Raw genomic sequence first — 20,716 nt, 5'->3', positions numbered from 1 at the left:
CACGGAGGCGGGTACGGGAGCCGTGGGGTCACTCCGGGGCCATCTGGGCCTCGACCTCGGGGTTCTCCTTGAGCCAGGTGCGGACGGCGTCCTGCTCCTTGCCGGTTCCGGTCCGCTGGATCTGCGCCTCCAGGCCGGTCAGCTGCTTTTCGGTCATCTTGAAGTCGCCGAGCCAGCGGCCGATCTCGGGGTGGTCGGCGGTGAAGCCCTTGCGGGCGATGGTGTGGACCCCGTCGCCCTTGCCCCAGGCGTCCTGGGGGTCCTTGAGCTTCTTCAGGTCGTAGGTGCTGTAGGCCCAGTGCGGCGACCAGAGGGTGGTGAGGACGGGCTCCTTCTTCTGGTACGCCCGCTTCAGCTCGGCGAGCATACCGGGCGTGGAGCCGTCGACGACCTTGTACTCGCCCTTGAGGCCGTAGGCGTCGAGGACCTTGTCGTTGAGCAGGCCCATCATTCCGGCGCTGGGCTCGATGCCGATGATGCGGCCCTTGAAGCGGTCGGACTGGCCCTTGAGGTCGTCCAGGGAGTCGATGCCGTCGACGTAGGAGGGCACGGACAGCTCCAGGGAGGTGGGTCCGTACCAGGAGCCGAGGTCTTCGAGCCGGTCGCCGTACTTCTTCCAGTACTGGGCGTGGGTGACGGGCAGCCAGCCGTCGGTCTGGAAGTCGATCTGCCCGCCGGCGAGGCCGGTGTAGAGCGCTCCGGCCTCCAGCTGCTTGGTCTCGACCTGGAAGCCGCGCCGTTCCAGCACTTCCTTCCAGAGGAAGGTGGAGGCGATGCCCTCGTCCCAGGGGATGTAGCCGATGGTGACCTCGCGGCCCTTGCCGATGTCGGCGGCGCCCGCGGGGCGCTCGGACTTCTCGGCGCCGAAGACTCCCATGCCGCCGGCGACGAGCGCGAGGACGAGGGCTCCGGCGAGCGCGACGGCCGGCTGGGGGCGGTGGTCCCTGATCCTGGGCCGTCCGGCGAGCGCCTTGGCGCGGGCGGCGGCGCGGCGGCCGAGCGGGGAGACCTGGCGGCCGAGTTCGCCGGTGATGCGGTCGAGGTACATGGCGAGGATGACGATGGAGACGCCGGCCTCGAAGCCGAGGCCGATGTCGACATTGCCGATGGCCCGGTAGACCGCGCCGCCGAGTCCGCCGCCGCCGACCATTCCGGCGATGACGACCATGGACAGGCCGAGCATGATGACCTGGTTGACCCCGGCCATGATGGTGGGCAGGGCGAGCGGGAGCTGTACGCGCGTCAGGGTGTCGCGCGGGGTGGTGCCGAAGGCTTCGGCGGCCTCGACGAGTTCCTCGTCGACCTGGCGGATGCCCAGTTCGGTCATGCGCACGCCGGGCGGCAGGGCGAAGACGATGGTGGCGATGATGCCGGGGACCACGCCGACGCCGAAGAAGATGATGCCGGGGATGAGATAGACCATGGCGGGCATGGTCTGCATGAAGTCCAGCACGGGCCGGACGATCGCGCTGACGGTCTTGGAGCGCGCGGCCCAGATGCCGAGCGGGACGGCGATCGCCAGGGTGACGACGGTGGCGACGAGGACCAGCGAGAGGGTCGACATGGCGTCGTCCCAGAGTTCGATGGAGTCGATGAGCGCGAAGCCGGCGAAGGCGAGGACGCCGGCGAGGAGTCCGCGCAGCCACCAGGCCCCGACGGCCAGGACACCGGCGAAGAGCAGGGGTTCGGGCGCGGAGAGGGCGGCGTCGATGCCGTCGTACATCCCGGTGACGACGGAGGAGATGGCGTCGAACAGCCACGCGAGGTGGAGGCGGAGCCAGTCGACGGCGGTGTCGACCCAGTCGCCGAGGTTGATCCTAGGCACGGGCCACCGCCTTGGCGACGCCCTGATCGTCGGCGTCGGCGTCGGTGGTACGGGCGGTCCTCGCCGCTGCGGGGGCCGCCGACGGGGTCATCGGCTCCCCGAGGACGGCGAGCAGCCGCGAGCGGGGTACGACGCCGATGAGCGAGCCCCGGTCGTCGACGACGGCGACGGGTGACTCGCTGGTGGAGCACGGGGTGAAGAGTTCGATGATCGGGGTGTCGGCGGGTACGACGGCGGGCGCGGCGGCGAGGACGTCCCGCGCGCTCGCGCCGTCCGGGCCCTCGCCGGAGGAGCCGCCGGGGGCGGTGCCGGGAGCGGCGTCGGGAGCGGCGTCGGCCATGATCGCGCCCGCTGTGAGCACCCGGGAGCGGTCGACGTCCTGGGTGAAGGAGGCGACGTAGTCGTTGGCGGGGGTGACGAGGATGTCCTCTGCGGTGCCCATCTGGACGATCCGGCCGTCCCGCATGACGGCGATCCGGTCGCCGAGGCGCATGGCCTCGTTGAGGTCGTGGGTGATGAAGACGATGGTCTTCTTCAGGGTCTTCTGGAGCTGGAGGAGCTGGTCCTGCATGTCACGGCGGATCAGCGGGTCGAGCGCGCTGAAGGACTCGTCCATGAGCAGCAGGTCGGCGTCGGTGGCGAGCGCGCGGGCGAGGCCGACGCGCTGCTGCATGCCGCCGGACAGCTCGTCGGGCCAGGAGTTCTCCCAGCCGGCGAGACCGGCCAGGGCGAGCGCCTCGGTGGCGCGGTGCTCGCGCTCGGCGCGCGGGACGCCCTGCACCTCCAGGCCGTAGCCGGCGTTCTCCAGCACGCTGCGGTGGGGGAAGAGCGCGAAGTGCTGGAAGACCATGCTGATCTTGCGGGAGCGTACGGCGCGCAGCTCGCCGGCGGTCAGGGCGGTCAGGTCCTGTCCGTCGAAGAGGACCCGGCCCGCGGTGGGGTCGAGGAGTCCGTTGAGCATGCGCAGCAAGGTGGACTTGCCGGAGCCGGAGAGGCCCATGACGACGAAGATCTGTCCTGGCTCGACGGTGAACGAGGCGTCGATCACGGCCGCGGTCGTGCCGTCGGCGCGCAGTTCGTCGCGGTCGGCGCCCCCTTCCAGCCGCTGGATCGCTTCCTCGGGTCGTCTTCCGAACACTTTGTACAAGTGCTCGGCCTGGAGCCTGGACACATACACCTCACGCGTAGAAACGAGAACGGTCCGCCTCTCCCCCTGCCGGCGGACCGCGGAGCCCGGCGGGTTCCGCCCGCACACCCCGAAAAGTCGTTGAAAAGAGAACGGGGTTCGCTCCGGATCCGCGCCTGCCCCCGCCTTCACAGGTCAAACACAACAGTGATCCACCTCACTCCGGCGGGGTGTGCGCCGGGGTGACTGTCCGAGGGGTGCGGCATGATCGGAGGGTGACCCGACGCCTGATGCTCCTCGACACCGCCTCCCTGTACTTCCGCGCCTATTTCGGGGTCCCCGACTCGGTGCGCGCCCCGGACGGCACCCCGGTCAACGCGGTCCGCGGGCTGCTCGAATTCATCACGCGGCTGGTCCAGGACCACCATCCGGACGATCTGGTGGCCTGCTGGGACAACGACTGGCGTCCGCAGTGGCGGGTCGATCTGATCCCCTCGTACAAGGCGCACCGGGTCGCGGCCGAGACGGAGACGGGTCCGGACGAGGAGGAGACCCCGGACACCCTCGCGCCCCAGGTCCCGGTGATCGCGGCCGTGCTGGACGCGATCGGCGTGGCCCGGGTCGGGGCCGACGGCTATGAGGCGGACGATGTGATCGGCACGCTCACCGCCCGGGCCGACGGGCCGGTGGACATCGTCACCGGCGACCGCGATCTGTTCCAGCTGGTGGACGACGCGCGCGGCCGGCGGGTGCTCTATCCCCTGAAGGGGGTGGGCACGCTCCAGACGACGGACGAGGCGTGGCTGCGCGAGCGGTACGGGGTGGACGGGCCGGGCTATGTGGATCTCGCGCTGCTGCGGGGCGATCCGAGCGACGGGCTGCCGGGCGTTCCGGGCATCGGCGAGAAGACGGCGGCGAAGCTGCTGGACGCGTTCGGCGATCTCGCCGGGATCATGGCGGCGGTGGACGATCCGGCCTCGCGGCTGACACCCTCGCAGCGGCGGCGGCTGGACGAGTCCCGGGAGTATGTGGCGGTCGCGCCGACGGTGGTACGGGTGGCGTCCGACGTGGCGCTGCCGGCGTTCGATCCGGCGCTCCCGAAGGGGCCGCGCGATCCGGCGGCGCTGGAGGAGCTGGCCGCGCGCTGGGGGCTGGGAGGCGCGCTCCAGCGGCTGCTGACGACCCTGCGCGGATGAGTTGGCTGGTTTCCCTGAGCAGAGGTTGAACTCAGGTGGTGCTAACTTAGGTAAGCCTAAGCGAGACACGAATCCAGGGAGACCGCCGTGGCAGAACGACCGGCTCGCACGACACCGACGTCCTTCGAGGGCCGGGTGGTCCACACCGAGCGGCTCACCCCGCACATGGTGCGGGTGGTGCTGGGCGGTGAGGGGCTGGACGGGTTCGCCGTCGAGGGCTTCACCGACAGCTATGTGAAGCTGCTGTTCGGGCAGGAGGGCGTGAGCTATCCGGCGCCCTTCGACGTGGACCGCGTCCGGGCGGAGTTCCCGCGCGAGCAGTGGCCCGCGAACCGCACCTACACCGTACGGAGCTGGGACCCGGTCCGCGGCGAGCTGGCGATCGACTTCGTGGTCCACGGCGACGAGGGGCTGGCCGGCCCCTGGGCCGGGCGCGCCCGGCCGGGTGACACCGTGTGGATCCTCGGCCCGAGCGGGGGGTACGCGCCGGACCCGGCGGCCGACTGGCATCTGGTGGCGGGCGACGAGAGCGCGCTTCCCGCGATCGCCGCCGCGCTGGAGAACATGCCGGAGGGCGCGCTGGTGCACGCCTTCGTCGAGATCGAGGACGCCGCCGACGAGCAGAAGATCGTCACTCCGGACGGCGTCGGGATCACCTGGCTGCACCGCGCGGGCCGCCCGGTCGGCGAGGCGCTGGTGGCGGCGGTGACCGGACTGGAGTTCCCCGAGGGCCGGGTGTGCGCCTTCGTCCACGGCGAGGCCGGTTTCGTGAAGGAGCTGCGCCGTCATCTGCGGCTGGAGCGGCAGATCCCGCGCGATCAGCTCTCGATCTCGGGGTACTGGCGACTCGGCAAGACCGACGAGGCCTGGCGCGAGGTCAAGCGCGCGTGGAACGACCAGGTCGAGCGCGAACAGGAGCAGGCCGCCTGACCCGCGCCCTCTCCCGCCTCCGAAGAGCCCCCGCCCGCACGCCGGCCGGGGGCTTCCTCGTGCTCCGGGGCCTTCGGCGTGGTGCTCCGGGGCCCTCGGCCCGGCGGGGCCCGCCGCAGGAGACTCGCGCGGCCGCCCGGCCAGAGGTCCGGGCGCCCCGGCGAGCCGTGACCAGGGGCGGCCCGCGCGAAACGGAGCCCGCGCGCCGCACCGCGCCCCCCCACTCCCCCGCGCCGCGCCCCCTACTCCCCCGCCCCGCCCCCGTACCGCCGGGACGAGAGATCGACCTGGGCCAGGTGGCGCAGGGCCTCGAAGAGGGCCTCGCCCAGCACGGTCCCGACGACCGCGCGTTCGACCACTCCTTCGACCCCGGCGGTGCCCGCGACATACGCGAGGTCGACCTGGGCGACCAGCTCGGCGGCGTCCGCGTAGGTCTCCAGCGTCTGGGCGAACCCCTTGTGCCCGATCCGCTCCAGCGCGGCCAGCGCCGCGGCGAGCGCCTCCCGCCCCGGGCAGTCGGCGTCGACCTGCCAGCCGCGCCGCTCCACCAGCCCGGCGACCCGCTCGCGCGCGTCGAGCAGCGCGACGTCCGGCTCGCCCTCGGCATAGCGCGGCACCAGGAGATCCGTGGCGGCGCCCAGCACCGTGTGCACGGAGCGGCCGGAGTCGTCCACCGCCGCCAGGACCTCCGAGATGGCCGCCACCTTCAGTCCGCCGACGTCGAGCAGCGCCCGGATCAGCCGTAGCCGCTGCTCGTGGGAGTCGCCGTAACTCGCCTGGTTGGGGCTGGTCAGCTCCCCGGCCGGGAGCAGCCCCTCACGTACGTAGTACTTGATCGTTGGTACCGGAACCCCAGTCCTCCGACTCAACTCGCCCATGCGCACGGCTCGTTCATCCTCTCCGCCCTTGCCCCGTCCACGCTCATCATAGATAGTGGCGCTAGCAGATAGCAGACAGCTCCACTATCTATAACTAACGGGGAACCTTCATGCCTTCTTCCTGGCGTTCATGGCATCGGCCGTTACTCGTCCTCGCCGCCCTGATGGCGGGCGCGGCGGTGGTCTCCGCCGCCGGCGTCGTCCTCGACGGACGGACGCTCGTCGGTTCACCCATATGGCTGAAGCCGTTCAAGTTCGCGGTCTCCCTGATGATCTACGGCCTGTCACTGGCCTGGATGCTCTCGCTGAGCACCCGGGCCCGCCGGACCGGCTGGTGGGCGGGGACCGTCGTCGCCGTGGCCTCGGTGATCGAGATGGTGATCCTCATCGCCCAGGTGATCCGCGGCAGACGCAGTCACTTCAACCTGGAGACCGAACTCGACGAGACGCTCTTCAGCGTCATGGGCAACACCATCGTCGTCCTGTGGGTCAGCTCCCTCCTCATCGCCGTCCTCCTCTTCCGCTCCGAACTGGCCGACCGCGCCTCCGCCTGGGCACTGCGGCTCGGCGCGGCGCTCGCGCTGATCGGGGCCGCGCTCGGCTTCCTGATGACCATGCCCACCTCGGACCAGCTCGCGGCCGAGAAGCGCGGGGAACGGGTCGACACCCTCGGCGCGCACTCCGTCGGCGTGCCCGACGACGGGCCCTCGATGCCGCTGACCGGCTGGTCGACCACCGGCGGGGACCTGCGCATACCTCACTTCTTCGGCATGCACGCGCTCCAGCTGCTGCCGCTGCTGCTCCTCGCCCTGCTGCTGCTCGCGCCACGACTGCCGCGACTGCGCGACGAGGGCGTGCGGCTGCGTCTGATCCTCACGGCGGCGGGCGGATACAGCGGGCTGCTCGCCCTGCTCACCTGGCAGGCCCTGCGCGGCCAGCCGCTCCACCGCCCGGACGCCGCCACCCTCACCGCCCTGGCCGCGATCCTCCTCACCACCGCCGTCGCCGCCCGCCTCTCCCTGCGCCCCTCCCCCGCCCGGACCCGGGCTCCTTCCCCGACGCCGGCCCCAGAACCGCTCCCCGACCGCGAGCCCGCGCCCTGACCGAGCCGTATCGAGGGAGCCGACCCGGCCGAGACGCTGTCCGCCCCGAGCCGATGAGAGACAGCCACCGCGCGGAACGGGTCATGGGCACGGTCATCGGCTCGGCCGTCGGCGACGCACTGGGCGCACCCTTCGCATTCCGCGAACCGGGCGTATGCGCGGAAGAGTTCGGCGCCGGGCCGGGCGAGACGCGCGGCGGCGATCGATCCGGGCGGTGACACCGAGACGGCGGCGGCGGTGACGGGGATGCTCGCGGGGGCCGTCCCCGGGGTCTCGGCCGTGCCGGGGCGGTGGCGGGAGGCGCCGCGCGTGCCGCGGCCCGGCTTCGGGGGCCGGACTCCGCGCTCGGGCGACCCGGCGCTTCTCGCGGAGCGGCCGGCGTTCTGACCGGCCGGTCCGCCCGGCGCTCGGCCCGGCGCGAGGGGCGGTCCCGTGCCGTGCCCCGGAAAGCGCCGGGGCACGGCACGGGACCGAGAGCCGGTCAGCCGACCGAGCTGTACGCCACCACGCCGCGCAGCAGCGCGTCCACCGCGCGGCGGGCGTTCTTCGCCACGGTGGAGCCGTCGGACGGGGCGGCGGCGGCGATCTGGCCGAGGACGTCGATCACCTGCTTCGTCCAGCGCACGAAGTCACCGGCGGGCATCTCCGCCTCGCGGAGCACCTCGTCCAGGCTCTTGTCCGACGCCCATTGGTACGCGGCCCAGGCGAAGCCGAGGTCCGGCTCGCGCTGGCCCACGCCCTCCGCCTGGTTGATCTTGAAGTCCTCCTCCAGCGCGTCCAGCCGGCCCCAGATGCGGACCATGTCGCCGAGCGCGGTCTTGGCCTTGCCGCCGGGGACCTTGGGGGCCACCGCGTCGTCCGACTGACGCGCCTCGTACACCAGGGCCGAGGCGCAGGCCGCCAGCTCCGCCGGGCTCAGCCCCTCCCACACGCCCTCGCGCAGACACTCGCTGGCCAGCAGATCCAGCTCGCCGTAGAGCCGGGCCAGCCTTCTGCCGTGCTCGGTGACCTCGTCGGCGCGGAGATAGTCCATCTCCGTCAGCAGGGCGACGATCCGGTCGAAGGTGCGGGCGATGGTGTTCGTCCGCCCCTCGATCCGGCGCTCCAGCTGCCGGGTGTCTCGCTGGAGGCGGTGATACCGCTCGGCCCAGCGGGCATGGTCCTCGCGCTCGTCGCAGCCGTGACAGGGGTGCGCGCGCAGCTCCGCCCGCAGCCGGGTGATCTCCCGGTCGTCGGCGGCGGCGGACCGGGACTTGCGGTGCCGGTCGGGCACGATGTGCCCGGCCTTGGTCCGGAGCGCCGAGGCCAGATCGCGCCGTGACTGCGGCGCCCGCGGATTGAACGACTTCGGGATCCGCATCCGCTCCAGCACCTCCACCGGCACCGGGAAGTCGATCGACGCCAGCCGCTTGACCTGCCGCTCGGCGGTGAGCACCAGCGGCCGGGGGCCGTCGTGATACTCGAAGCCGCGATGGCCGCCGGTCCGCCCGGCCGGCACCCCCGGGTCGAGCACGAGCGCGAGCCCGGCGAACTTGCCGGTGGGGACGTGGATGACATCGCCGGGCTTGAGCTTCTCCAGCGAGTCCGCGGCGGCGGCCCGCCGCTGCGCCGCGCCCTGCTTGGCCAGCTCCGTCTCCCGGTCCTTGAGGTCGCGGCGGAGCCGCGCGTACTCCTCGAAGTCGCCGAGGTGGCAGGTCATGCCCTCCCGGTACCCCTCCAGACCCGCCTCGTTCTTCTGCACCTGGCGGGAGATGCCGACGACCGACCGGTCCGCCTGGAACTGCGCGAACGACGTCTCCAGCAGCTCGCGCGAGCGATGCCGGCCGAACTGGTGCACGAGATTGACGGCCATGTTGTACGACGGGCGGAAGCTGGAGCGCAGCGGATACGTCCGGGTCCCGGCCAGTCCCGCGAGGGCCGTCGGGTCCATCGCCCGCTGCCACAGCACGACCGCGTGGCCCTCGACGTCGATGCCGCGCCGCCCGGCCCGCCCGGTGAGCTGGGTGTACTCGCCGGGGGTGATGTCCGCGTGCTGCTCGCCGTTCCACTTGACGAGCTTCTCCAGCACCACCGAACGCGCCGGCATGTTGATGCCGAGGGCGAGGGTCTCGGTGGCGAAGACGGCCTTGACCAGGCCGCGGACGAACAGCTCCTCCACGACCTCCTTGAAGGTCGGCAGCATTCCGGCGTGGTGCGCGGCGATCCCGCGCTCCAGGCCCTCCAGCCACTCGTAGTAGCCGAGGACGTGCAGATCCTCGGTGGGGATGGCGGAGGTGCGCTCCTCCACGATCTCGCGGACCCGCAGCCGCGCCTCGTCGCCGTTGAGCCGCAGCCCGGCGTGGAGACACTGCTGCACGGCGGCCTCGCAGCCGGCCCGGCTGAAGATGAAGGTGATCGCGGGGAGCAGGCCCTCCGCGTCGAGCCGGTCGATGACCTCGGGCCGCGCCGGGGTCCAGATCCGGCCGCGCTGACGGCGCTCGCGCTCCCGGTCGGCCTCGCGGACCATCTTGCCGCGCCGCCGGTCCCGGGGGTTGTAACCGCGCTGATTCTCCATCCGGGCGAGCCGGACGAGATCGGGATTGACCTCGCGCCGGGAGGTGCCGCGGCCGCCGTGGTCGCTCTCCTCCTCGAAGAGGTCGTACATCCGGCGGCCGGCCATGACGTGCTGCCAGAGCGGCACGGGCCGGTGCTCGGAGACGATCACCTCGGTGTCGCCCCGGACGGTGTCCAACCAGTCGCCGAACTCCTCCGCGTTGGAGACGGTCGCCGAGAGCGACACCAGGGTCACGGACTCGGGGAGGTGGATGATCACTTCCTCCCAGACCGCGCCCCGGAAGCGGTCGGAGAGATAGTGCACCTCGTCCATGACCACGTATCCGAGGCCGCGCAGCGACTGCGACCCCGCGTACAGCATGTTCCGCAGGACCTCGGTGGTCATCACGACCACCGGCGCCTCGGAATTGACGCTGTTGTCCCCGGTGAGCAGGCCGACCTTGTCCGCGCCGTAGCGCTTGGCGAGATCGGTGTACTTCTGGTTGGAGAGCGCCTTGATGGGGGTGGTGTAGAAGCATTTGCGGCCCTGCTGGAGGGCCAGGTGGACGGCGAACTCGCCGACGATGGTCTTGCCGGAGCCGGTGGGCGCGGCGACGAGCACGCCCCTGCCCGCTTCCAGGGCCTGACAGGCTTCGATCTGGAACGGGTCCAGGTCGAATTCGTACATCTCGCGGAAGGGGGCCAGCGCGGTGGCCTCCTCTGCGGCGCGGATGCGGGCGGCGGCATAGCGCTCGGCGGGGGAGAGATCTTCGGTCATCTTGCTCACGAGCCTACCCAAGAGGTACGACAGTCAGCGCGGAGTTATCCGCCCGGAACAGCGGAGACGTCCGGGGGAAGGGGCCCGCCGGGGCGCGCGGCGCCCCGCCCCCGGGCCCGTACGTCTCGCCACGGGGCGCACGCCCCCCGGGCCCCGCGAACCCGCCGCCCGCGCGGGACCGGCCCGTCACCGCGCCCCGGCGGCCGCCGGGGCCAGCACCCGTATCGCGCCGGGGACGCACTCGGCGGTCAGGGGCAGCGCGCCGAGCGGCTCCCCGTCCGCGTAGCCCGTGGTCCCGGACGCGTGGAGCGTGACGGAGCGGGCCCGGTGCACGCTGACGCGCGGATGGCCGAGGTGCGTGCCCCGGTAGACCCGCGGAAAGACCCGGAGCAGAGTCGTCCGGTCACAGGCGGCCACCACCGTGACATCGAAGAGGCCGTCGTCCATCTCGGCCCCGGCGCACATCCGCATGCCGCCGCCGTAGGAGGGTCCGTTGCCGACGGCCACCAGCGTCGCCTCGATCTCCCGGACCGGTCCGCCGTCGAAGGAGATCCGGTACGGGATCGGCCGCAGCGCCGCCAGCTCGGCGAGCATCGCCAGGTCGTAGCGGAACCGGCCGCCGGGCAGCCGCATCCGGTTGCCCCGGTCGTTCACTCGCGAGTCGAAACCGGAGGCCAGTATCGTGCCGAACCACTTCGCCCCCACCCGCCCCAGGTCTGTCTCCCGTACCGTTCCGGCCGTGAGCGCCTCGGCGGCCAGCCGGCCGGCCCGCGCGGGGTCCCGTATCGGCAGTCCCAGTGAGCGGGCGAAGTCGTTGCCGGTGCCGACCGCGATCACCCCGAGCGGGGTGGCGGTCCCGGCGACCGCCTGGAGCGCCAGCGACACGAGCCCGTCGCCGCCGACGGCCACCAGCGCTCCGGCGCCGGCCCCGACAGCCTCCCGGGCCCGGCGCAGCGCGTCGGCGGCGTCCTCGCCGAGGACGGTCCGTACGGAGAATCCGGCGTCGCGCAGCGCCCGCGCGGCGGGCGCCGCGGCCCGGGCGCCCCGGCCGCGTCCGGCGGTGGGATTGACGAAGAGGGTGATCTGGCTGGTCATCCGCGGGACGTTACTGCACCGGCGCGGCGCGGCCGGGGGAACGGAGGCGCTGGGCGCTCCGCTCCCCCGGCCGGGGACGCGGTGGATCAGGTGATGTCGTCGTAGCCGTTGACGCGGTGCGAACGTCCGCCGTCCGCCGTGCCGTTCGCCTGCGCCGGCACGGAACGGGAGGCGCCGACCGGCTCGATCCCCTCGTCGAGGTCGAGCGGGGCCGCCTCGTCGTCGTCGAGCGCGGCGTCGGGGTCGTGGCGCGCCCGGCGCTTGTCGTTGAGCAGGGAGAATCCGACGGCGCCGAAGTAGAGCACGACGATCGGCCCGGAGAGGGCGATCATGCCGATGGGGTCCGTGGTGGGGGTGGCGACGGCGCCGAAGACGAAGACGCCCATGACCACACCGCGCCACCAGCCCATCATGCGCCGGCCGGTGACCATGCCGACCAGATTGAGCATGATCAGGACCAGTGGCAGCTCGAAGGCGAGACCGAAGACGAGCACCATACGGACGGAGAAGTCGAGGACGTCGTCGAGTTCGAGCAGGTTGCCCGCCGCGTCCGGGGTGATCTTCAGCAGCATCTCGAAGCTGATCGGCATGACCAGGTACGCGAGATACGCGCCGGACAGGAAGAGCGGGACGGCCGCGGCGACGAAGTAGTACGTGTACTTCCGCTCGCTCTTGTGCAGGCCGGGCGCGACGAACGCCCACAGCTGGTAGAGCCAGACCGGGCAGGACAGCACCACGCCGGCCAGCAGGGTCACCTTGATCGTGGTGGTGAAGGGCGACAGCAGCTTGTTGAAGACGATCTCGGCGCACTGGCCGCCGGCGTTGGACTGGCCCTTCTCGCAGGCCGGCACGGGCGCGGCGAGGAAGTCCATCAGCTGCTTGTTGTAGAAGGCCGCGACGATGCTCATGACGACGATCGCCAGCAGTCCCTTGGCGAGCCGGTTGCGCAGCTCACGCAGGTGCTCGGCGAGCGGCATCCGGCCCTCGGGGTCCTTCGCCGAATTCTTCGAGCGGGCAGGCTTGAGCAACCCACGTCCTCATCTCGTGCGGCAGACCGCCCTGACGGCGGAAGCGGCCTGGGTGGTCAGCGCTGGGCGGAGTCGGTGCTGGGCTCGGCGACGGGGCGGGCGCTCTGCACATCGCCGGGCGCGGCCTGGATGGTGCGGGGGGCCGGCTGGACCGGCGGCTCCTGCTCCTTGGGCTCCGCGGGCGCGGCGGCGGGCGTCCCCTCGGACTTCATCTGCCGGGCCTCGCTCTTCAGGATGCGCGCCGACTTCCCGAGGGAGCGCGCCATGTCCGGGAGCTTCTTGGCCCCGAAGAGGAGGATGACGACGAGGAGGATGAGAACAATCTCCAACGGACCGAGGTTCGGCATAATTCTGGTCTACCTTCTCACCGAGGCGGCATGGGACTGGACTGCGGGCCGCGGCACACGAGGTGCACACCACAGCCAGAGCGATCGTAACTCTCACGGGTGAACGCACGGCAATCACCGTGCGGACGCTCGCCGGCGGTCGGTGCCTCACTCACCTGTGCCGCCGTACATCAGAGTACCGGTCGGCCGGACGGCGCAGCAGGGTGCGAGAGCGATCATCTGTACGCGCCACGCATGTCCGGGGGCGGGGCGGGGCGGCCGGGTTCCGGCGCGAAGGGGCCGGGGCCGGAGCGGACGAACAGCTTCCGCGGGCTCGCGGTGTGCCCCGGGTCAGGGCCGCAGGGTCTCGCCGCTGCGGGCCAGGCGGGTCGCCGCGTGCTCCAGATCCTCCGCCGCGCGGTTGATCCGGCCCGTGGTGCGGGCGACCTCCCGCCCCAGCCGCTGTGCCTCGACGAACACCCGGACGCCGAGCACGCCGAGGACGGCGATGCCGAGGAAGCCGAGGGCGATGGCGAGCATGGGCCAGAGCATGGGGAGAACCTAGACCGTTCCGGGGCCGGGGGTGAGACGGAGGGTGCGCACCCCGCCGCCGGTGAGCAGTTCCACGATGCGCTCTCCGGCGGGCTTGCGTACGGCGGAGCCGCACTCGGGGCAGGTGAAGGAGTAGAAGGTGGTACGGCTGCTGCCGCCGATCGCCAGCCGCAGCGACTCGGCGGACAGCTCGAAGCGGGCGCGGCAGTCGGGGCAGGCGGCCTTGAAGAGCACGGCCTCCGTCGTGGCGGCGGCTGAGGCGGCCGTGGCGGCGATCTCCGAGATCAGCGACATATGACGTGATTCTCCCTCTTCCCGCCCGGAGCGGGCGGAACCTGTCCGGTCGGCACGAACCCCGCACTCCGGGCGGGAGGCCGCGTACGCCCCGCCATCAGCCGCGCGCCCCCGCGCCGGGGAGCGCCCGCCCCGCGCCGGTCTCCGGAGCGCCCGCGACCGCGTCCGGACCGCCCGCGCCGACACCCGTATCCATATCCGTACCCGTGTCGGCACCGCCCGAGCCGACACCCGTACCTGTACCCGTACCCGTATCGGCACCGCCCGCGCCGTCCGCACCGGCGTGCGAGCCGTCCGTATCGGCGTCCGGGCTGTCCTCGTAGGCGGCGAGGGCCCGGCGCGCCGCGTCCCGGGCGCTCTGCGCCAGCTCGGCGGGCGCGACGACCCGCCCGTCCTGGCCGAGCCGCAGCGCCAGCCGCCGCAGCAGCACCGGGGACGGCGTCCGCAGCGTGATGCGCAGACCGCCGTCGGGCAGCTCCTCGGCGCTGTCGTGCGGGTAGTACTCCGCCACCCAGCGTCCGGCCGGACCCACCTCGACCACCACCTCGGGATCGTCGGCGGCGGGCTGGACCAGCCCCTCGGACAGATCCCGCAGCTCGACCTCGGGCGGCGCGGAGGGGGCGTCCAGCAGCCGGATCTCGGCGACCCGGTCCAGCCGGAAGGTGCGGCGCGCCTCCGAGAGCCGGCACCACGCCTCCATGTAGGTGTGCCCGACGGCGAAGAGCCGGATCGGGTCGACCTCGCGCTCGGTCAGCCCGTCGCGCGCGGGCGAGTAGTACCGCAGCCAGAGCCGGCGCCGCTCCGAGATGGCGCGGTCCACCTCGGCGAAGACCCCGCCCTCGGACTCGAAGGTCACCGAGAGCCGGGCGGAGGCCCCGGCCGCCTCGCCCGCCGCCGTCTCCAGCTTGGCGGTGGCGCGCAGCAGCGCCTCCCGGTCGCCCTCGCGGAGCCCGGGGAGGGTGGCCACCGCGCGCGCGGCGACCAGCAGCGCGGTCGCCTCGTCGGCCGCGAGCCGCAGCGGCTCGGCGACGTCGTCGGGGTTGTGCCACCAGATCCGGTCGCCGTCGGTGTCGATGTCGAGGAGATCGCCGCCGCGGAAGCTGGTCCCGCACATCGGCAGCACATCGAGATCGGAGATCAGCTCGTCCTCGGTGATCCCGAAGGCCCGGGCCACATCGCCCACCCGGGCTCCGGGGCGCTCGCGAAGATAGGTCACCAGCGACAGCATCCGCCGGGTCTGGTCAATGGCATTGGCGGCCATGGTCGTCCGACTCCCCCTCAGCCCTTGGCCACGGCACGCAGCCGGTCCACCACGTCGGCCCGCAGATCAGCGGGCTCCACGACCACCACATCGGGGCCGAATTCCACCAGCCAGGCGTCCAGGCCGTGGCCGTACGGGATCTCCAGCTCGTCCCAGCCGCCGTCCAGCTCGCGCACCGAGCGGGCCCGGGCGCGCAGCGGATAGCCGCAGCCGGCGCGCAGCCGGATCCGCGCGGTGCGGGTGGCGGTCTCGCCGGCCCAGCTCTCCACGGTCTCCCGGACGGTGACCACATCGGGCACGGGCGCGGTGAAGGCGCCGGCGCGGGAGCGGACCCGGCCGGTGATCCGGGAGAGCCGGAAGACGCGCTCCGCCCCCCGGTCGCGGTCCCAGCCCGCCAGATACCAGTGGCCGCGCCAGCACTCCAGCGTCCAGGGCTCGACCTGGCGCTGCTCGGGGCGGGCGGCGGTCGCCTTGCGGTAGTCGAAGTTCACGGGCCTGCGGTCGCGGCAGGCGAGCATCAGCGGCTCGAAGGCCGCCTCGTGCACGGGGATACGAGGCTCCAGGGCGCTGTAGGGGACGTCGTACGCGTCCTCCGCCTCGGGCATCCCGGCCGCGCGCAGCTTCTGGAGCGCGCCGCTGGCGGCCCCCGCGAGCCTGGCCTGCTGCCACACCCGGGCCGCCAGGCCCAGCGCGGCGGCCTCTTCGGCGTCGAGGGTGATCGGGGGGAGCCGGTTGCTGTCGCGGCGGGCGAGATAGCCGACCTCGCCGTCGAGATTCTCCACGGTGGCGATGACCAGACCGAGTTCGCGGAGATCGTCCTTGTCGCGCTCGAACATCCGGTTGAAGGCGTCGTCCGAGGCGGCTTCCAGATAGGCCTCGATGGACCCGCGCAGCTCTCGCTTGCTGAGCGGGCGGCGCGTCCCGAGCAGGCACAGCGCCAGATTCATCAGCCGCTCGGCCTTGGCAATGGCCATCGACGCTTCGCACCTCTTCTGCTTGAGTCGCACCCGCACCGCCGACCGTACCGCCCCGGGGTGTCGGGGCAAAAGCCGAGGCCCGCGCTCCCGGAGGAGGGCGGGCCCCGGCGGGCCGTGATCGGCCCGGATCGCACCGGGCCGGAGGGCGGCCCCGCGTCGGCCGGACGCCGGTCAGATCCCGATCACTGGGCGATGGGACCGGACGGCGGCCGGGCCGGACGGCGAGCGGTTCAGACGGCGATCAGGTCGACGACGAAGATCAGCGTCTCGCCCGGCTTGATCCGGCCGCCCGCGCCGCGGTCGCCGTAGGCGAGGTGCGCGGGGATGGTCAGCCGGCGGCGGCCGCCGACCTTCATGCCCTGGACGCCCTTGTCCCAGCCGGCGATGACCTGGCCGGCGCCGAGCTGGAACTTGAACGTCTGGCCGCGGTTCCAGGACGCGTCGAACTCCTCGCCCGTGGAGAAGGAGACACCCACGTAGTGGACGGTGACGAAGTCACCCGCCTTGGCCTCCGCGCCATCGCCCTCCCAGAGATCCTTGCTCTCCAGGTCGGCCGGCGGCTCGCCTTCCGGGAAGTCGATCTCGGGCTTCTCAATGCTCACTGATACTGCTCCTCATAACGATGTACGGGCAACCGGGACAGTCTCGCACCCCGCCCGGCCCCGGTCCGAGTCCGGCGGGGCGTCACCGCCCGCGTCGGATCAGGCCTTCGCCAGCAGATCCACCGCGAAGACCAGGGTGGAGTTCTTCGGGATGCCGTTCTGCTCCTTGTCGCCGAACGCCTTCTCGGAGGGGATCACCAGGAGCACCCGGCTGCCGACCTTCTTGCCGATCAGACCCTCCTTGAGGCCCTCGACCGTCACCTGGGCCAGCGGCCAGCTCACGGTCGAGTCCGCCTTGTAGGTGCTGTCGAACTGCTTGCCGTCCTTCCAGACGTACGCCTCGTACTTCGCGACGACGGTGTCCTTGTCGGTCAGCTCGGGGCCCTTGCCCTCCAGCACGTAGTTGGAGACGAGCTTCTTGGGCGCGTCCGTCTTGGGGATCGTCACCGAGGGGGCCTTGCCGTCGGTGTTGACGCCGACCTTCGGCAGCGCGGCGTCGTCCTGGGCGACCTCGGCACCCTTGGCGGAGGCCGGGATCGTGGTGCCCTTGACGATGTCCATGACGAAGACCAGCGTCGCGTTGGCCTTGATGTCGCCCTGGCCCTGCGCGCCGTAGCCGAGGTCCGGCGGAATGGCGACCTCCAGACGGCTGCCGACCTTCTGGCCCTTCAGGGCCTCCTGCCAGCCCTGGATGACGCCCTGGCCGCCGATGGCCACGTCGAAGGGCTGGCCTCGGTCGAAGCTGTTGTCGAAGGGCTTGTTCTCGTCCCACTCCTGGCCGAGGTAGTTCACCTGGGCCTGGTCGCCCTTCTTGAGGACGGCGCCCTTGCCCTCGCTGATGACCTCGACCTTCAGCTTCTTCGGCGGAGTCCCCTCGCCCTTGGCCAGCGTCGGCTTCTCGCCGAACTTGGCGCCCTCGGTGATGGCGGGCAGCCCGCCCTGGGAGGAGATGGAGTCGGAGCCCTTTTCCTCGCTGCCGCAGGCCGCTGTCAGCAGCAGTGCGGGCACGACGAGAAGGCCGGCGATTCGGCGCACGTGTTTCCTCAGATCTCAGACGTCAGGTGGGGGAGGGGGTGTGGGGGGGGGGGGGGGGGGGGGGGGGGGGGGGGGGGCCGCGGCCCCCCCCCCCCCCCCCCCCCCCCACCCCCTGGAGTCCCGGACACTCTAGGGCGTGCCAAGGGCCCCGCACGAGCAACGTACGGGGCCCGGGTGACGTTCCGGCGACCGATGGGCACTCCTGTGCGGCCATCGGTCCGGCCGCCCTGGGATCGGCCGGCTACATGCCGGCGATCAGCTTCTCCACCCGGTCGTCCACCGAGCGGAACGGGTCCTTGCACAGCACCGTGCGCTGCGCCTGGTCATTGAGCTTGAGGTGCACCCAGTCGACGGTGAAGTCCCGCCGCTGCTCCTGGGCGCGGCGGATGAAGTCGCCGCGCAGCCGCGCCCTGGTGGTCTGCGGGGGCACCGACTTGCCCTCGAAGATCTTCAGGTCGTTGCAGATCCGCGCGGCCTGGCCCTTGCGCTCCAGCAGGTAGTAGAGCCCCCGCCGGCGGTGGATGTCGTGGTACGCGAGGTCTATCTGCGCGACCCGGGGGTGGGACATGGTCATGTTGTGCTTGGCCCGGTACCGCTCGATCAGCTGGTACTTCATGACCCAGTCGATCTCGGTGCCGATCCGGTCCAGGTCCTCCGCCTCGATCGCGTCGAGGGTGCGGCCCCACAGTTCGAGGACCTGCTCGACGGTGCCGGTGCGGATGCCGCGCCGCTCGACGAAGTCGACGGCCTTCTCGTAGTACTCGCGCTGGACCTCCAGGGCGGAGGCCTCTCGCCCGCTGGCGAGGCGCACCTTGCGCTGCCCGGTGATGTCGTGGCTGACCTCGCGGATGGCCCGGATCGGGTTCTCCAGGGTCAGATCGCGCATCACGGTGCCCGCCTCGATCATGCGGAGCACCAGATCGGTCGCGCCGACCTTGAGCAGCATCGTGGTCTCGGACATGTTGGAGTCGCCGACGATGACATGGAGCCTGCGGTAGCGCTCGGCGTCGGCGTGCGGCTCGTCCCGGGTGTTGATGATGGGACGCGAGCGGGTGGTCGCCGAGCTGACGCCCTCCCAGATGTGCTCCGCGCGCTGGCTGACGCAGTAGACGGCGCCGCGCGGGGTCTGGAGCACCTTGCCCGCGCCGCAGATCAGCTGCCGGGTGACGAGGAAGGGGATGAGGATGTCCGCGAGCCGGGAGAACTCTCCGTGGCGGGCGACGAGATAGTTCTCGTGGCAGCCGTAGGAGTTTCCCGCCGAGTCGGTGTTGTTCTTGAAGAGATAGACGTCGCCCGCGATTCCCTCCTCGTGCAGGCGGCGTTCGGCGTCGACGAGCAGACCTTCGAGAATCCGCTCTCCGGCCTTGTCATGAGTGACCAGCTCGGTCACGTTGTCGCATTCCGGTGTCGCGTATTCCGGATGCGAACCCACGTCGAGGTAGAGGCGGGCGCCGTTCCGCAGGAAGACATTGCTGCTGCGGCCCCATGAGACAACTCGGCGGAAGAGGTAGCGCGCCACTTCGTCAGGTGACAGTCGGCGCTGTCCCCTGAACGTGCACGTGACGCCGTACTCGTTCTCCAGCCCGAAAATGCGGCGGTCCATGTCTGAACATTACGCCTCACGGCCTGAGCTGAAACCGGGTTCGGCGGCACCATTCCGATCATTTTCGGCTGATCGACCGGCCGGGTCCGGAACGGGGCGGCCGGGGTCCGGGCCCCGGCCGGGACCGGCGAGGATCCGCTGAGTGCTCATCAGAACGAGCAGCGCGGCGATTCCCCCGGCCCCGGCGACCGCGAAGCTCCACGAGGTCGAGGCCAGCTCCACGACGGGTCCGGCGACGGCGGTGCCGGCCGCCGCCCCCACCCCGAAGGTGGTCACGAGCCAGGAGAACGCCTCGGTGACGGTGCCGCGCGGGGCGTGCCGGTCGACCACGACGAAGGCGCAGGCGATCGCGGGGGCCAGGAACAGCCCGGACAGGGCGGCGAGCGCCGTCATGGCGGGGACGCCGGGGGTGAGGGCCAGGGGCAGATAGCCGAGCGCGAGCAGGGCGACGATGACCGTGAGCCGGCGCTCCGGGGTCCCGGTCCAGCGGCGGGCCCCGTAGAACACCCCGCCGACCAGCGCGCCGAAGCTCAGCGCGGCCATCAGCCAGCCGTAGACCGCGTCCCGGCCGTGGTCGTCGGCGTAGGCGACCCCGGCGACGGTGATGGACCCGAGCGCGAGGCCGACGAAGAAGAAGGACCCCAGCAGGGCCAGCAGTCCGCCGGAGCGCAGGGCGCCCAGCCAGTGGGCCTCCCGGGGCGCGGAGCGCCAGACGCGGGACGGCTCGCTGAGGACGACGACGAGCGCCCCGAGCACCCCGATCGCGTTGATCACCAGCAGCGCGGCCCCGGCGGACCAGAAGGAGACGATGAGGGTGATCAGCAGCGGTCCGACGGTGAACATGATCTCCTGGGCGACCGCGTCCAGGGCGTAGGCCCGGTGGACCCGGTCCTCCCGGCCCAGCACGCTCGGCCAGAGCGCCCGCAGCCCTCCTTCGAGAGGCGGGGTGAAGAGACCGGCGATCACGACCCCCGCGTACGCGAGCGGCAGCGAGCCGATCCCGGCGGCGGCCAGCAGCACCATCCCGAGCGCGGAGATCACGGCGGCGGGGAGCTGGACCCGGAGCTGTCCGCGCAGGTCGACGGCGCGGCCGAGGAGCGGCTGGCCGATCGCGGTGGCGATGCCGTACGCGGCGGCCAGCCCGCCGGCCAGGCTGTAGCCGCCGCCCTCGGCGCGGGTGAACAGCACGATGGCGACCGGTCCGGTGGCATGGGGCAGCCGCCCCACCAGGGTGCCGGTGAGCAGCCGTGCGGCGTACGGGGCCCTGAGGATGTCCCCGTACCCGGTCTCCTCCGCGTCGGCCGGGCCCCCGGCGTCCCGGGCGTCCGTGACGGCCCCGGCGAGGTCCCCGGCGTCCTGTACGGCCCCGGCGGCTCCCGTGTCCCGTACGGCTCCGGTGTCCCTCGCGCCTCCCGCCGCTCCTGTGCCTCCGGCGCCGCCGGCAGTCCCTGATGACCCTGATGTTTCCGATGTCCCTGAAGTCATGTTCCGCCCCCTCTCCCCCGGCCCCGCCGGGGTGTTACGTATAACGTCGGGCTCATACGTACCATGTCGACAGTCCGCGGGTCCACAGCG

Annotated in this window: 19 protein-coding genes; 4 read left to right on the top strand and 15 right to left on the bottom strand. The window is 72.2% G+C overall.

The genetic code is table 11. The features are described from left to right. Window positions 1-28: 28 nt before the first annotated feature. The gene (locus ACF089_RS03100; protein ID WP_392020978.1) at window positions 29-1,825 is read right to left on the bottom strand and encodes an ABC transporter permease/substrate binding protein; all 1,797 of its coding nucleotides are present in this window, start codon (window positions 1,823-1,825) and stop codon (window positions 29-31) included. Then, window positions 1,818-2,996 (bottom strand): glycine betaine/L-proline ABC transporter ATP-binding protein, encoded by a 1,179-nt coding sequence (locus ACF089_RS03095; RefSeq protein ID WP_392020976.1) that lies wholly within the window; start codon window positions 2,994-2,996, stop codon window positions 1,818-1,820. Before ACF089_RS03095 ends, ACF089_RS03100 begins: the two co-directional genes overlap by 8 nt. A gap of 245 nt (window positions 2,997-3,241) precedes the next feature. Here ACF089_RS03095 and ACF089_RS03090 point away from each other — a divergent pair, with 245 nt between their 5' ends. After that, complete coding sequence (locus ACF089_RS03090) at window positions 3,242-4,147, top strand: 5'-3' exonuclease H3TH domain-containing protein (protein ID WP_392021609.1); 906 nt, start codon at window positions 3,242-3,244, stop codon at window positions 4,145-4,147. Window positions 4,148-4,234: 87 nt separating this feature from the next. Further along, window positions 4,235-5,077: a siderophore-interacting protein gene (locus ACF089_RS03085; RefSeq protein ID WP_392020975.1), complete on the top strand. Its 843-nt coding sequence runs from the start codon at window positions 4,235-4,237 to the stop codon at window positions 5,075-5,077. Between the two features lie 242 nt (window positions 5,078-5,319). Here ACF089_RS03085 and ACF089_RS03080 read toward each other — a convergent pair whose 3' ends face one another. After that, on the bottom strand, window positions 5,320-5,961 hold the full coding sequence (locus ACF089_RS03080) for a MerR family transcriptional regulator (RefSeq protein ID WP_392020972.1): 642 nt from the start codon (window positions 5,959-5,961) through the stop codon (window positions 5,320-5,322). Between the two features lie 104 nt (window positions 5,962-6,065). Between ACF089_RS03080 and ACF089_RS03075 the strand changes: the two genes are divergently transcribed. After that, complete coding sequence (locus ACF089_RS03075; protein WP_392020970.1) at window positions 6,066-7,058, top strand: hypothetical protein; 993 nt, start codon at window positions 6,066-6,068, stop codon at window positions 7,056-7,058. Window positions 7,059-7,141: 83 nt separating this feature from the next. Next, window positions 7,142-7,276, top strand: coding sequence for an ADP-ribosylglycohydrolase family protein (locus ACF089_RS03070; protein WP_392020967.1), 135 nt, complete (start codon window positions 7,142-7,144; stop codon window positions 7,274-7,276). Window positions 7,277-7,539: 263 nt separating this feature from the next. Here the strand turns inward: ACF089_RS03070 and ACF089_RS03065 are convergent, their stop codons facing one another. The 12 genes from ACF089_RS03065 to ACF089_RS03010 form a co-directional block, all read right to left on the bottom strand. Next, window positions 7,540-10,368 carry a DEAD/DEAH box helicase gene (locus ACF089_RS03065; RefSeq protein WP_392021607.1) on the bottom strand — a complete coding sequence of 943 codons (2,829 nt, stop codon included), beginning with the start codon at window positions 10,366-10,368 and terminating at the stop codon, window positions 7,540-7,542. 186 nt (window positions 10,369-10,554) lie between these two features. Continuing rightward, on the bottom strand, window positions 10,555-11,463 hold the full coding sequence (locus ACF089_RS03060; protein ID WP_392020965.1) for a diacylglycerol kinase: 909 nt from the start codon (window positions 11,461-11,463) through the stop codon (window positions 10,555-10,557). Window positions 11,464-11,549: 86 nt separating this feature from the next. Next, window positions 11,550-12,440 (bottom strand): twin-arginine translocase subunit TatC, encoded by an 891-nt coding sequence (gene tatC, locus ACF089_RS03055; protein WP_392021604.1) that lies wholly within the window; start codon window positions 12,438-12,440, stop codon window positions 11,550-11,552. Window positions 12,441-12,547: 107 nt separating this feature from the next. Then, the gene (gene tatA / locus ACF089_RS03050; RefSeq protein ID WP_392021603.1) at window positions 12,548-12,841 is read right to left on the bottom strand and encodes a Sec-independent protein translocase subunit TatA; all 294 of its coding nucleotides are present in this window, start codon (window positions 12,839-12,841) and stop codon (window positions 12,548-12,550) included. 327 nt (window positions 12,842-13,168) lie between these two features. Beyond that, on the bottom strand, window positions 13,169-13,369 hold the full coding sequence (locus ACF089_RS03045) for a hypothetical protein (RefSeq protein ID WP_392020962.1): 201 nt from the start codon (window positions 13,367-13,369) through the stop codon (window positions 13,169-13,171). 9 nt (window positions 13,370-13,378) lie between these two features. Then, window positions 13,379-13,663 (bottom strand): hypothetical protein, encoded by a 285-nt coding sequence (locus tag ACF089_RS03040; RefSeq protein WP_392020959.1) that lies wholly within the window; start codon window positions 13,661-13,663, stop codon window positions 13,379-13,381. Window positions 13,664-13,760: 97 nt separating this feature from the next. After that, window positions 13,761-14,924, bottom strand: a complete 1,164-nt coding sequence (locus tag ACF089_RS03035; protein WP_392020956.1) for a helix-turn-helix transcriptional regulator — start codon at window positions 14,922-14,924, stop codon at window positions 13,761-13,763. Window positions 14,925-14,941: 17 nt separating this feature from the next. After that, window positions 14,942-15,898 (bottom strand): helix-turn-helix transcriptional regulator, encoded by a 957-nt coding sequence (locus ACF089_RS03030; RefSeq protein WP_392020953.1) that lies wholly within the window; start codon window positions 15,896-15,898, stop codon window positions 14,942-14,944. 233 nt (window positions 15,899-16,131) lie between these two features. Then, entirely contained in the window at window positions 16,132-16,503 is a 372-nt protein-coding gene (locus ACF089_RS03025; RefSeq protein WP_392020951.1) for an FKBP-type peptidyl-prolyl cis-trans isomerase, read from the bottom strand. A gap of 99 nt (window positions 16,504-16,602) precedes the next feature. Then, on the bottom strand, window positions 16,603-17,538 hold the full coding sequence (locus ACF089_RS03020) for an FKBP-type peptidyl-prolyl cis-trans isomerase (protein ID WP_392020948.1): 936 nt from the start codon (window positions 17,536-17,538) through the stop codon (window positions 16,603-16,605). Between the two features lie 241 nt (window positions 17,539-17,779). Beyond that, complete coding sequence (gene pafA / locus ACF089_RS03015; protein ID WP_392020945.1) at window positions 17,780-19,141, bottom strand: Pup--protein ligase; 1,362 nt, start codon at window positions 19,139-19,141, stop codon at window positions 17,780-17,782. A gap of 9 nt (window positions 19,142-19,150) precedes the next feature. Next, a complete protein-coding gene (locus ACF089_RS03010) occupies window positions 19,151-20,626 on the bottom strand; it encodes an MFS transporter (RefSeq protein ID WP_392020944.1) in 1,476 nt (491 codons plus the stop codon). Window positions 20,627-20,716: the final 90 nt, after the last annotated feature.

The sequence above is a fragment of the Streptomyces sp. NPDC014894 genome, assembly GCF_043080985.1.
GTDB lineage: Bacteria > Actinomycetota > Actinomycetes > Streptomycetales > Streptomycetaceae > Streptomyces.
This window is presented reverse-complemented; position numbering and strand designations above follow the sequence as displayed.

Excerpts from the sequence above, each read along its gene's own strand:
- tatC (WP_392021604.1), bottom strand. The coding sequence starts at position 12,440 with ATGCCGCTCGCCGAGCACCTGCGTGAGCTGCGCAACCGGCTCGCCAAG.
- ACF089_RS03075 (WP_392020970.1), top strand. The coding sequence starts at position 6,066 with ATGCCTTCTTCCTGGCGTTCATGGCATCGGCCGTTACTCGTCCTCGCC.
- ACF089_RS03045 (WP_392020962.1), bottom strand. The coding sequence starts at position 13,369 with ATGCTCTGGCCCATGCTCGCCATCGCCCTCGGCTTCCTCGGCATCGCC.
- ACF089_RS03040 (WP_392020959.1), bottom strand. The coding sequence starts at position 13,663 with ATGTCGCTGATCTCGGAGATCGCCGCCACGGCCGCCTCAGCCGCCGCC.
- ACF089_RS03030 (WP_392020953.1), bottom strand. The coding sequence starts at position 15,898 with ATGGCCATTGCCAAGGCCGAGCGGCTGATGAATCTGGCGCTGTGCCTG.
- ACF089_RS03065 (WP_392021607.1), bottom strand. The coding sequence starts at position 10,368 with ATGACCGAAGATCTCTCCCCCGCCGAGCGCTATGCCGCCGCCCGCATC.
- ACF089_RS03010 (WP_392020944.1), bottom strand. The coding sequence starts at position 20,626 with ATGACTTCAGGGACATCGGAAACATCAGGGTCATCAGGGACTGCCGGC.
- ACF089_RS03035 (WP_392020956.1), bottom strand. The coding sequence starts at position 14,924 with ATGGCCGCCAATGCCATTGACCAGACCCGGCGGATGCTGTCGCTGGTG.
- ACF089_RS03060 (WP_392020965.1), bottom strand. The coding sequence starts at position 11,463 with ATGACCAGCCAGATCACCCTCTTCGTCAATCCCACCGCCGGACGCGGC.
- ACF089_RS03090 (WP_392021609.1), top strand. The coding sequence starts at position 3,242 with ATGCTCCTCGACACCGCCTCCCTGTACTTCCGCGCCTATTTCGGGGTC.
- ACF089_RS03070 (WP_392020967.1), top strand. The coding sequence starts at position 7,142 with ATGGGCACGGTCATCGGCTCGGCCGTCGGCGACGCACTGGGCGCACCC.
- pafA (WP_392020945.1), bottom strand. The coding sequence starts at position 19,141 with ATGGACCGCCGCATTTTCGGGCTGGAGAACGAGTACGGCGTCACGTGC.